This is a genomic window from Priestia sp. P1_B12_1 (genome assembly GCF_056406695.1).
Genome location: NZ_JBFTZR010000001.1, coordinates 629,413 through 641,893 on the forward strand (window position 1 = coordinate 629,413; position 12,481 = coordinate 641,893).

Consider the following 12,481-nt stretch of genomic DNA (forward strand, 5'->3'; position numbering starts at 1 on the left):
ACCTACAATGGTATGTTACCATGTTTCTTTGCTGGACGCTCTTCCTTTTTATTGTGCAACATTTCAAGCGCTTGTATTAATTTTATTCGCGTTTCCCTAGGATCAATAACATCATCCACCATTCCAGCGCTCGCCGCTACGTAAGGATTAGCAAATTTCTCGCGATACTGTTCAATTTTTTCGTGTCTTGTTTTATCTGGGTTTTCGCTACCTCGAATGTCGTTTGCAAAGATAATATTCGCAGCACCTTGAGGACCCATAACAGCGATTTCTGCATTCGGCCACGAATACACAAGGTCCGCTCCAATCGATTTACTATTTAAAGCTACGTATGCACCTCCGTACGCCTTTCGCAAAATCACCGTGATTTTCGGAACGGTAGCTTCGGAGTATGCATATAAAATTTTAGCACCATGACGTATAATTCCGCCATGTTCCTGCTTGATACCTGGGAAAAAACCTGTAACATCTTCAAATGTAATAAGTGGGATATTAAATGAATCGCAAAATCGAATAAACCTTGCTGCTTTATCTGAGGAGTTAATATCTAAACTGCCTGCCATTACTTTAGGCTGGTTACACACAAGTCCGACAACTTTTCCATCTATGCGGGCAAAACCAATGACAATATTTCTTGCAAAGTCTTTTTGCACTTCAAAAAATGAGTGCTCGTCCACTACTTGGTGAATGACTTGACGCACATCGTAAGGGCGCACGGCATCAAACGGGACAACGTCTAATAAATCCGGACGATAATGATCAGACTCTGCCTTTGAGGCTAAAGGAGGCTGCTCTTGGCTAGACTGAGGAAGATAGCTTAAGAGCGTTCGTACTTGTTCTAGCACCTCTTGTTCTGTTGCACCTCTAAAATGGGCATTACCGCTAATTTCGTTATGAACAGCTGCTCCTCCAAGATTTTCAGAGGAAATGCTTTCTCCCGTTACCGTTTCAATTACTTTTGGTCCTGTAATGAACATTTGACTTGTTTCTTCTACCATAAAAACAAAGTCAGTAATCGCCGGTGAGTACACGGCTCCGCCTGCACAGGGACCCATAATAACAGATATTTGAGGCATGACACCCGAATAAATGGCATTTCGATAAAAAATATGACCGTATCCATCAAGAGACATGACGCCCTCTTGAATACGAGCTCCCCCTGAATCATTTAAGCCAATAAACGGCACGCCTGTTTTAGCCGCTAAGTCCATTACGTGCGCAATTTTTTTAGCATGCATTTCACCTAGCGCGCCTCCGAATACTGTAAAATCTTGCGAAAACAAGTAGACTGAGCGACCGTTTACCTTGCCGTAACCTGTTACTACCCCGTCTCCTGGTCCTACTTGATTATTCATACTGAAATCTGCACACCGATGTTCAATAAACGGATTTAATTCGACAAATGTATGTTCATCCAAAAGAATTTCAATTCGTTCGCGTGCCGTTAGTTTTCCTTTATGGTGCTGTTTTTCAATCTTTTCGTCTCCGCCGCCTAACTCGATCTTTCGGCGTTTATCGTACAATTCATTTAACTTATCATAAATGTCAACCATGTTTCTTCTCCTCCTCTAGTGTTTTTTCACAGAGCTCATAAAGAACACCGTTTGCTGACTTTGGATGCAAAAAAGCAATGGATGCTTCCCCTGCGCCTTTTCGCGGAACATCGTCAATCATGTGTACACCCTTTTCCTTTAACTCGTTAATCCGTTCTTCAATCGTGCGCACACCTAAAGCAACATGATGAAGACCTTCACCTCTCTTTTTGATAAACGTGCCGACCGCACTGTCTTCAAAGAGCGGCTCTAATAATTCAATTTTTACGTTGCCGCACTGAATAAAAGCAACTTTTACTCCTTGTTCTTCTACTTCTTCTACTTTTAATAGAGACAGTCCTAATACCTTTTCATAAAACGGGAGGCTGCCTTCAATTGATTTTACAGCTATTCCTATGTGATCAATTCCTTTTATCACTTTCTCACCTCTTAAAAAAGCGTTTTCATTTACACATATTCTTGAAAACAAAAGAAATCTCCTGCTCGCGTATCTACAGAAAGTTGCTTGTCTAAGCAGCGGAAGACATGTAAAATAAGAAAAAAACGTGTAGGAGGACTTTGGTTGTATGTCTAATAAGAAAATCCAAAAAACCATTGTGTTTTTAATGCTTCTTGTCATGTTAATATCTACGCTTTTAGCGGGACTTGCCATGTGGTTTTAATCGGGACTGATGACTAAAAACATAGCTGCACTGCCGTTTCTGTGTGCAATGCAAACATATAAAAAAGACTGGTGACTAGTCACCAGTCTTTTGCTGTATATTCACAATGCCTTTTTGAGCGGCTAACTCTTCAAAGGATTGATCTGTAGATACAATCCACACTTTTGTACCTAACGGGACTTGATCATATAAATGGCTTACTTCACGATTTTCTACGCGAATACAGCCATTCGATACATATTTACCGATGGAACCCGGCTGATTTGTACCATGAATGCCATAAATACGTCCGTCAGTCTCTCTTGCATCAAACCCAATCCATCTTACACCTAGAGGATTTTGAGGAGCGCCTCCTTCAATGTTACTTCTCCGATAATAAGGATTAACAGCTTTTACTGTTACCGTGAACTCCCCTTCGGGCGTCAGATTAACTGTTTTCCCCGTTGCTACTTTAATAATTTGTTTAATTTCTTTATTTTGGATATAAGCAAGCTCATTGCTTTGTTTATTAATAATAATATAAGGATCATTTGGCAACGGATTTTCTCCTAATGGCCAAACCGGAGATAGTAGTAAAAGGATAAAAGCAAACACATGCACGTAATCCACCACCTTACGTTAGTCCTAAGTAAAAGACAAGAGAGATCTCTCTTGTCTTATTTAGTGTTCGTAAGCAAGATAAACAACATGCATGCTGTTTAACTTATTTTTAAGGTTTGTTTAATAACCAAATATTGTTCAATTTCTTTGACTACGTGCAGTAAATCGGCACGCGCTTCAAACTCTTCCCGCGTTTTAGGAAGCGGCATCTCTGCAAAAGCTTCTCGTAAATGCTGAAGTTTGGCTAAAAATAATTTTGCTGTATTACCGGGGTGGATGGATAGACTTAATTCTTCAATGAAATCGGCAATCATGTAGCGCTGTTCTACCACTAAATCAATAGCGGTAATGAGAGGAAGCGTTCGCTCAATAATTTCAAGCTGTTTTTCACGAATTTTAAAATAGCGGTAATAATAGTTTTCCCCACGCACAAAATGATTTTCTACATCACGAAACGCAAGGCTCTTTGCTTTTTCTAAAATTTTTACCGTATCTGCAATTTCCTTACCGTCCCAACTGCTGTCATTGGTTCTGAGATATAGGGCAATTTCTTTTAACATCGACCGGAAATTCTCTTCAATTTCTTGCTGATACGTGCGAAGCTCTTGATCTAAACTTGGCATGTATAAATTCACAAGCAGGGCAACACCTATCCCAATTACAATTAAGCCAAGTTCATTAAAAACGATTCCCCATGTCATATTGCCTTTGGAGTAAATATGAAGCAAAATAACGGAGCTTGTAACAATGCCTGCATTAACTTTGAATATAACCGTAACCGGGATAAACAAAAGCAGCATCAGTCCTATAACAAGTGGATGATAAGCAATCCCTTCAAAGAATATAAATGAAAATAGAATGGATAAAGAACAAGCAATAAAACGATCGCTTGCACTTCGCAACGATTTTTTCTTTGAATTTTGAATGCACAAAATGGTGATAATTCCAGCTGATACAAAAAACTCAAGGTGAAAGAACTGAGCTATAATAATAGCCAGTGATGTACCGACGGCTGTTTTAATTGTCCGGTACCCAATTTTAAATTTCATTTTCTAGACTCCTACATGTTAGTTTCTTTTTAGTGTGATAAAATACTCTATTCTTTATTAACACGAATAGAAAAATAACACAACCTTAAATCTTGCTGTACCATATAAATTTCAATAAAAAAAGTGCAGAAAAGATCGTACTCTTCCTGCACTTTTTTTATTATAAAATCTTTTCTAAGAAATCTTTAGCACGCCTGCTTTTAGGCGCTGAGAAAAATTCAGCCGGAGGCGCATCTTCAACAAGCACACCGCCGTCTAAAAACAGCACACGATCCGCTACTTCTCGTGCAAATCCCATTTCATGCGTTACAATGACCATCGTCATTCCTGTTTCTGTTAGCGACTTCATTACATCTAGTACTTCTTTTACCATCTCTGGATCCAATGCTGATGTTGGTTCGTCAAACAGCATCACTTTCGGTTCCATTGCCAGTGCTCTGGCAATAGCTACACGCTGCTTTTGACCGCCCGATAAGCGACTTGGAAACTCGTTGGCTTTTTGAGCAAGTCCCACTTTTTGAAGTAATTCTTTGCCTTTAGCAACAGCCGTTTCTCTTGACACGCCTTTTACCGTCATCGGAGCATACGTCAAATTTTCAAGCACTGTCATATGTGGAAACAAGTGAAAATGCTGAAATACCATTCCTACGTTTTCACGCACACGCATAATGTTTGTTTTTTTATCTGTAATCACTTGACCGTTAATTGAAACTACTCCGCTCGTCGGTTCTTCAAGCAGGTTCATACAGCGTAAAAAAGTAGATTTACCAGAACCAGAAGGGCCAATAACAGCTACGACTTCTTTTTCCTTAATCGTAGTTGAAATACCTTTTAAAACTTCATTATTGCCAAATGATTTGTGTAAATTTTCAACGTTAATCACCTTTTCTCATTCTCCTCTCGACTGCTTTACCAAGGAGCGTTAAGCCCATTACCATTACATAATAAATCAACCCTGCAAAAATTAACGGTTCAAGGTAGGCGAATTTTTCTCCACCTACAATGTAAGCACGGCGCATAATGTCGAGTGCTCCAATAACTGTAACGATAGCTGATTCCTTTGTTAATGTAATGAACTCATTCATTAAAGCAGGTAAAATATTTTTAAGTGCCTGTGGCAAAATAATTTGTCCCATCATGCGGCGATAAGGAATTCCTAACGCTAATGCCGCTTCACGCTGTCCTTTATCAACAGCTAAAATACCAGCGCGAATAATTTCAGATATATATGCTGCAGAGTTTAGCCCGAACGCAGCAACGGCCGCTGGAAACGGGGCAATATCAAACCCGAGCAGCTGAGGTAATCCAAAGTATATTAATAATAATTGCAGTACAAGCGGTGTTCCGCGAAACACGGACGTATATGCATCCGCAAACCATTGAAGAGGTTTATTGCGGCTGATTTTACATAAAGATAAAATAACTCCCAGCACAAACCCTAAAATTGCTGAAGCTAGGACTATCTGTATCGTTACCCCTATCCCTTTTAAAATATAAGGCATAGAAGGCACGATTTGCGAAAAATCCAAATTCATGCCTAGTTCCATTCCTCTCTAACTATCATTCTTATTTTTGGTCGTCAAACCACTTAACGATTAATTTATCTAATTCACCGTTTTCTTTCATTTTCTTTAATTCACGGTTAAAGTCATTCGTTAGCTTGCTGTCTTTAGGAAATGCGATTGCTGATCCTTTACTTGAATCTGGACGTCCTGTATCAGACATTTGCAAGCTTTTGTCTTTGTTCACATACCCTTTAGCTACTGTATCTTCAATAATTGCTGCATCGATACGATTTGATTTCATTTCTTGAATTAGTTCTGGAATACGGTCACGCGTTGTTACATTTACTCCGTCAACTTCTTTTGCAATTTCTTTTGCTTCGTCTGCTTGGATAGAAGAAGTTTGTACACCGACTGTTTTTCCTTTTAGTTCTTCTGCATTTTTAATTGGCGCATCTTTCTTCGATACAATCATGTTTTTTGCTTCATAATATACGTCTGAGAAGTCCACGTTCTTTTTACGCTTTTCAGTTGGCGTCATACCCGCTAAAACTAAATCGACTTTATTAGATTGTAAAGCTGGAATTAATCCGCCAAATTCCATATCCTTCACCTGTACGTCATAACCTAACTTTTTACCGATTGTTTTTGCTAAATCTACGTCAAATCCGATTGCTTCACTATCACCTTTTGCCGTATCAATATATTCAAATGGTGGGTAATCTGCTGATGTTCCCATTACTAGTACTTTTTTATCTTTGTCGTCGCTGCTTGCTCCGCCATTAGACGTTCCTTCTCCTGCTCCGCATGCAGCTAAAACGCCTGCTGTTAAAAGACCAATTGCCGTTACCGATAACCACTTCTTCAATTTCATCTTCGTTCCCCCTAGTTTATTCCTTACATTATTTTTTAAAAATTAATAATATTATGAAATAAGTTTTTTGCTATTGCAAGTAAATGTCGAAATTTAAATATATATTCATATAAATGTATTTTAACACAACATTATAAATATGCAATATCTTTTTTAAATATAAGTTTCACTATTTGAAAATACCTTTTCTTAACATTTTCCACTCTCTAGAAAGCCTGCATACAGATAGGTAAAAAAACGCATAAAAAAAGAAGCCGTTCAAAACGGCTTCCCTCTTACACTTCTTCACAGTGCTGTTCGAATGCTTCTTGCAGCTTCATCACAACTGACATTGGGTCGTGGCCTTCAATTTCGTGACGCTCTACCATTGTGATAATTTTTCCGTCTTTTAATAAAGCGAAAGATGGAGACGAAGGCGGATAACCTTCAAAGTATTCGCGTGCACGTGCAGTTGCTTCTTTATCTTGCCCAGCAAATACTGTAACCAAGTTTGTTGGACGTTTATCATAATGTACAGAGTGCGCTGCAGCAGGTCTTGCAATACCTCCTGCACAACCGCAAACTGAATTCACCATTACAAGCGTTGTACCAGGCTTTTTAAACGTTTCATCTACCGCTTCAGCCGTCGTTAATTCTGTATAACCAGCAGCTGTAATTTCTTTGCGGGCTTGACGAACAACGTCGTTCATAAACAAGTTAAAATCGATATTCATTTTCATACCTCCCTTTTGCTATCTATTCTTTATCATAGCAAACGAAAACTAAAAAGGCGATTGCTTTGACTCATTTTTTCTTGGTAATCAAGATTAAACAAGAAAAGAAATGGTGATACTATTTTTACAGCTAGAAAACTATACTCTTAACTCCCTAGTGTAGAAGGATCCACATAAAATGCAGGATCCTTTTTTATATTTCCTTCATCGCCTGCCGGTAGGTTTTAATCAAGTGTTCGAGAGCTTCAGCCATCGTGACATCTCCCGTCATCATTTGTTTTTCAACATCCCCTAACGTTTGCTTAACTAAAGGATGTTCATAAAATGATTCTTGTAAATATTCATTAACACTTGCTTGTAACCATGCCTTCATTTGCTTTTGCCTTACTGTATAAAACAGATCATTTTTATTCATCCATTCCTTATAGTCACAAATTATCTTCCACAAGTCTTGGAATGATACTTCTTCATAAGCAGAAGTTGTGATGACCTGTGGGTTCCATCCTCCAGAATGACCGTGAAGGAAACCGATGATGCTTTCGTATTCTTTTGCAGTCACTTCTGCTTTTAGGCGGTTATCCCCGTCTGCTTTATTTACACAAATCAAATTAACCCACTCAAGCAGCCCTTTTTTAATTCCTTGCAAATCATCTCCTGCTCCAGTTAAAGCAAGCAGAACAAAGAAGTCTACCATCTCTTTTACAATCATTTCACCTTGGCCAACGCCCATCGTTTCGACAAATATGATGTTATACCCAGCCGCTTCACAAAGAAAAATGGCTTCTCTCGTTTTAAGATGAACACCTCCAAGCGTTCCTTGAGAAGGTGAAGGACGGACAAAAGCATTCTCTTGTTTGGTAAGAAGCTCCATTCTCGTTTTATCTCCTAAAATACTTCCTCCAGACAAGGTACTGCTTGGATCGACTGCCAAAACTGCAACGGAATGGCCATTTTTACATAGGTACGAACCAAATTTGTCAATCAGCGTACTTTTTCCTGCTCCGGGTACGCCTGTAAAACCAATGCGCACTGAATGCCCCGTATAAGGATAGATTTCTTTAATCAGCTGTTGTGCTAGTACTTTATGCTTCGGCGCTTTACTTTCAATTAAAGTAATGGCTTGAGCTAACGCTGTTCTTTTTCCTTCAAGCAGCCCTTGTTTATAATCTTGTACCGTTTTTAATTTCACCAATTGTCTTCACCAACTATTCTTCTAACCGTTTCTTTATTTCATATAAAACGGAAACGGCCGCTTTTGGGATTACTGTTCCAGGTCCAAAGATTGCAGAAGCGCCGTGTTCTAAAAGAAATGAGTAGTCTTGTTTAGGAATAACGCCTCCGACAATAACAACGATATCGTCGCGCTCTAATTTCTTTAATTCCTCAACAAGCTGCGGCAGTAACGTTTTATGCCCGGCTGCCAAAGAGCTTATGCCAATCACATGTACGTCGTTTTCTACAGCTTGCCTTGCTGTTTCTTGAGGCGTTTGAAATAAAGGACCGATATCAACGTCAAATCCAAGGTCAGCAAAGGCTGTTGAAATCACTTTCGATCCTCTGTCGTGACCGTCTTGCCCCATTTTTGCGACTAAAATTCTTGGGCGCCTTCCTTCTTCCTCTAAAAATTCAGCAGTGAGCTTTCGAACTTCTTCGATTTGATCTCGATGCACAAACTCCGCACTGTATACCCCGCTGACTGACTTAGAAGTAGCCTGATGTCTTCCAGCCACTTTCTCAATAGCTTCTGAAATTTCACCTAGTGTAGCTCTAGCTCTCGCAGCTTCAACCGCAAAAGCAAGGAGATTCCCTTCACCTGTTTTGGCACAATTGGTAAGTCGATTAAGCGCTTCGATTACCGCTCGTTCGTTACGTTCACTGCGTATTTTCTTTAACTTTTCCAGCTGCTTCATTCGAACTGCTGTGTTATCAATATCAAGAATATCAAGCGGTTCTTCTTGCTCCGGCTCAAACTGATTCACACCTACAATAATTTCTGCCTGCGAATCTATTCTTGCTTGTCTGCGCGCAGCGGCTTCTTCTATCTTCATTTTAGGTACGCCTGCTTCTATTGCTTTTGTCATTCCGCCGAGCTGCTCTATTTCTTCAAGGTGCTTCCACGCTTTTATCATTAATTCGTTCGTTAATGATTCCACATAATAAGAGCCTCCCCAAGGATCAATAACGGAACAAATCTCCGTTTCATTTTGTAAATAAAGCTGCGTATTTCGGGCAATTCTAGCTGAAAAATCAGTTGGAAGAGCAATCGCCTCATCCAGTGCGTTTGTATGAAGCGACTGCGTATGTCCTGATACTGCAGCCAGAGCTTCGACGCATGTTCTAATAACATTATTAAATGGATCCTGCTCCGTTAAGCTCCAGCCGGACGTTTGAGAATGCGTTCTAAGAGCTAAAGATTTAGGATTATCCGGCTCAAACTGCTTCATTAGTTTTGCCCATAGCAGCCTTCCTGCTCTCATTTTCGCTACTTCCATAAAATAGTTCATTCCAATTGCCCAGAAAAAGGATAGCCTCGGAGCAAATGCGTCAATTGTAATCCCCGCTTTCAAGCCGGTTCGTACATATTCAAGTCCGTCTGCAAGCGTATAAGCAAGCTCTAAGTCTGCTGGAGCACCTGCTTCTTGCATATGATAGCCTGATATACTAATACTGTTAAATTTCGGCATGTACTCCGCTGTATATTTAAAAATATCCGCAATGATTCGCATCGACATCTCAGGAGGATAAATATACGTATTGCGCACCATATATTCTTTTAAAATATCATTTTGAATCGTTCCAGCCAGCTTTTCTTTTTTTACGCCTTGTTCTTCAGCTGTTACGATGTAGAAAGCTAAAATAGGAAGCACCGCCCCGTTCATTGTCATCGACACAGACATTTGATCAAGCGGAATCCCTTCAAACAGCTGCTTCATATCCATCATTGAATCAATTGCCACACCTGCTTTCCCTACATCTCCAACAACTCTTGGATGATCAGAGTCATAGCCGCGGTGGGTAGCGAGGTCAAAAGCAACAGACAGCCCTTTCTGTCCAGCAGCTAGGTTTCGGCGGTAAAAGGCATTGCTTTCCTCCGCCGTTGAGTATCCTGCGTACTGTCTAATCGTCCAAGGCCGATTCACATACATCGTTGCATACGGTCCTCTCACAAACGGTGGGACACCAGGTGCAAAGTGAATAAAGTCGAGGCTATCTCTGTCTTTTTTTGTATATACTGATTTTAATTCAATTTGTTCATTTGTTTGAAAGGCAGTGAATGAACTTTGAGCCACGTCATCTTCCCTTTGCTGCTTTGAAAATGATAATGGAATATTAGAAAAAGAAGGCTTTTTATACATGAACTTCTACCTCCAAAGCACATAATAACTTCTTAACGCATTGAATAACATTCGTCTTAGGATGTATGACGCTCATTACACCTTTTTGCTGCCACTGCGTTTTGCGTGATACATGTTCTTCCCCTACTACGTACACATAAACGGAATCTTCCTCAAAATAAGTCATCGCTTTCGTTAAGAGCTTTTGCACGAGTTCATCACTTCCACAGATCACATATGCTTCGTGCTCTTGTTCATTCATCCAATCTGCTATCTCGACATAGGAATCTATGTTTTTAATTGTTTCACACGCAAAGCCTGCGCTTTCAAATAAAGACCGGGCAATCTCAGCTTTTTTACGGCTGCTAGGATCTGTGAGCTCCATAATGCCAATGCTCATCCCCTTTGTATGAACCCGTATTTTTTCAAACTTCTCTGCTGCTCTCCACTTAGTGAGCGGCACAATACTGTCAGGCTGTGTCTGCTTCGCCATTTGTTTTAGCATCCACCCTGCTGTTACCCCTTTAGATGCTAGCTTTGTATAGTCCTCTAGCGAAAGGTTTGATGAAAATTCCGAAGCGTTCTGGTCACTGTATTTACGCATTTTTATTTCTTCTTTTTTAAACGGCGTGCTTTTTATCTCTTGAGATACATCCTGTTGCTTAGGAGCATAGTGTGTGACTCCGATCAAGCGCTCAATGCGGCACTCTATATCCCCTTGTCTTTTTACTTTCATTTGTTCAACTTCATCTTGAATTCGCCCTTGTTTTAAAGCTTCTTCCATTCCCCCGTGGTCTTCAATGTTGCCAAATAACTCCCAAGCTTTTGTCATTAATTCATGTGTGTAAGCTTCAACGTACCAAGAGCCTCCGGCAGGATCCATTACTTTTGATATATGTGTTTCGTGCTGCAAAATTAAGTGAGTGTTACGGGCAAGGCGATGAGCGAACTGAGAAGATGAAGATGTAACGGAATCATATGGTTCAATATGCAGACTATCGGCTCCTCCTACAATAGAAGCAAATGCTTGAACTGTGCTCCTTAATGCATTTGTATACATGTCTTCTTTAGACTGTGTAAGATGTGACGTTTCTGTATGGATAAACGGCACTGAAACGGCCGTGTCATCAAAAGCACGAACCACATTTGCCCAAAGCATGCGAAAAGCACGAAGTTTTGATATTTCCATAAATAAATGTGAGCTAACTGAAAACGAAAAGGTCATATGAGGTAAAACTTGATGTAAGGACAAACCGCGTTTTATGCATTCATCAATATACTGCACTCCTGTAGCAAGCATATAAGCTAGTTCTTGAACAGCGTTTGCACCGCTGTTATGGTAAGGAATACTTGATACAATGATCGTTTTGAGCTCTGGAACATTACTGTGAGCCAAACGCGTTGCGTAAGCTAAATGATCGTATAAATCTCGAGTAGAAAGTGGAACTCTTCCATATTCAGCAAGGGTGCCGAGCGGATCCATTCCAACCGTACCTGTCAGCTGTCTCATATCAAAGTTATGATCAGCACAGTATGCTTTTAAGAACGAAAGAAGTGGAACGGATGTACATCCCGTATTTAAAAATAAAGGCACAGCTTCAAGAGCTACATGCTGAAACAAATGAACAACATCCTCTAAAGTAGAAATTGTAGCGCCTGAGGCTACTTCAGCTTCAGTTGCTTCATCAATGTCTTTTCCTTGCCTCATTGCTTCACTGCACGTAAAAGCGGCCGTATTTTGTCCATTTCTCAAACTGTGTAAAAGAAGTTTATTGCTTTCTTTAATAGAAGGTAAGTCGATTTTTTGGGTGATTTCCCATTCCCCTAGTATGTATGATTCTTTACCGCCTCCTCTTAAACAATCTATTTCCGCCGGACTCTGCTGCAAGTAGTCTAAATGTGCCGTATCACTTTCAAAATAAAGCGGTTTCAAAAAGATGTTTTCTAACGTTTCTTTTGAGCGGAGCGCGGTGTTTTTGCTAACTTCCTGTGCCCAATCTTCTTTAGGTGTACGTGTAAATTCATGAAATGATAATGTATTTGTTTTCATTTCCATGCCCCTTTACAGTTAATAGCTGCCTGCTAGACCTAGATGATTACACTTTGAAGTTTGATGATTCTTCTTTTATTTTAATACATCTTTTACAAATTGTTCAATCATTGCTTCAAAATAAAACGAGACGGGGACATAAT

Annotated in this window: 12 protein-coding genes; 1 reads left to right on the top strand and 11 read right to left on the bottom strand. The window is 39.9% G+C overall.

Annotated elements, in window-relative coordinates; genetic code table 11:
• Positions 1-2: 2 nt before the first annotated feature.
• Together AC1D0Y_RS03280 and mce are read right to left on the bottom strand one after the other, a co-directional pair.
• Complete coding sequence (locus tag AC1D0Y_RS03280; protein WP_028410678.1) at positions 3-1,553, bottom strand: acyl-CoA carboxylase subunit beta; 1,551 nt, start codon at positions 1,551-1,553, stop codon at positions 3-5.
• Positions 1,546-1,971: a methylmalonyl-CoA epimerase gene (gene mce / locus AC1D0Y_RS03285; RefSeq protein WP_477707336.1), complete on the bottom strand. Its 426-nt coding sequence runs from the start codon at positions 1,969-1,971 to the stop codon at positions 1,546-1,548. The genes AC1D0Y_RS03280 and mce overlap by 8 nt, the downstream gene beginning before the upstream one ends.
• A gap of 148 nt (positions 1,972-2,119) precedes the next feature.
• Between mce and prli42 the strand changes: the two genes are divergently transcribed.
• Positions 2,120-2,215: a stressosome-associated protein Prli42 gene (gene prli42 / locus AC1D0Y_RS03290; RefSeq protein ID WP_149917156.1), complete on the top strand. Its 96-nt coding sequence runs from the start codon at positions 2,120-2,122 to the stop codon at positions 2,213-2,215.
• A 75-nt stretch (positions 2,216-2,290) separates the two neighbouring features.
• Here prli42 and AC1D0Y_RS03295 read toward each other — a convergent pair whose 3' ends face one another.
• From AC1D0Y_RS03295 to AC1D0Y_RS03335, 9 genes are all read right to left on the bottom strand, one after another.
• Positions 2,291-2,815: a L,D-transpeptidase gene (locus tag AC1D0Y_RS03295; RefSeq protein WP_028410676.1), complete on the bottom strand. Its 525-nt coding sequence runs from the start codon at positions 2,813-2,815 to the stop codon at positions 2,291-2,293.
• A gap of 98 nt (positions 2,816-2,913) precedes the next feature.
• Positions 2,914-3,864, bottom strand: coding sequence for an aromatic acid exporter family protein (locus AC1D0Y_RS03300; RefSeq protein ID WP_013059112.1), 951 nt, complete (start codon positions 3,862-3,864; stop codon positions 2,914-2,916).
• A 160-nt stretch (positions 3,865-4,024) separates the two neighbouring features.
• Entirely contained in the window at positions 4,025-4,747 is a 723-nt protein-coding gene (locus AC1D0Y_RS03305) for an amino acid ABC transporter ATP-binding protein (protein ID WP_477707337.1), read from the bottom strand.
• Positions 4,740-5,399, bottom strand: a complete 660-nt coding sequence (locus tag AC1D0Y_RS03310; protein WP_013059114.1) for an amino acid ABC transporter permease — start codon at positions 5,397-5,399, stop codon at positions 4,740-4,742. Before AC1D0Y_RS03310 ends, AC1D0Y_RS03305 begins: the two co-directional genes overlap by 8 nt.
• A 31-nt stretch (positions 5,400-5,430) precedes the next feature.
• Entirely contained in the window at positions 5,431-6,234 is an 804-nt protein-coding gene (locus AC1D0Y_RS03315; protein WP_026106695.1) for a transporter substrate-binding domain-containing protein, read from the bottom strand.
• 281 nt (positions 6,235-6,515) lie between these two features.
• On the bottom strand, positions 6,516-6,953 hold the full coding sequence (locus AC1D0Y_RS03320; RefSeq protein WP_221840780.1) for a BrxA/BrxB family bacilliredoxin: 438 nt from the start codon (positions 6,951-6,953) through the stop codon (positions 6,516-6,518).
• 193 nt (positions 6,954-7,146) lie between these two features.
• Positions 7,147-8,142, bottom strand: a complete 996-nt coding sequence (gene meaB / locus AC1D0Y_RS03325) for a methylmalonyl Co-A mutase-associated GTPase MeaB (protein ID WP_060746994.1) — start codon at positions 8,140-8,142, stop codon at positions 7,147-7,149.
• Positions 8,143-8,158: 16 nt separating this feature from the next.
• Positions 8,159-10,309, bottom strand: a complete 2,151-nt coding sequence (gene scpA / locus AC1D0Y_RS03330) for a methylmalonyl-CoA mutase (protein ID WP_028410672.1) — start codon at positions 10,307-10,309, stop codon at positions 8,159-8,161.
• Entirely contained in the window at positions 10,302-12,338 is a 2,037-nt protein-coding gene (locus tag AC1D0Y_RS03335; RefSeq protein ID WP_477707338.1) for an acyl-CoA mutase large subunit family protein, read from the bottom strand. The genes scpA and AC1D0Y_RS03335 overlap by 8 nt, the downstream gene beginning before the upstream one ends.
• Between the last annotated feature and the right edge of the window lie 143 nt (positions 12,339-12,481).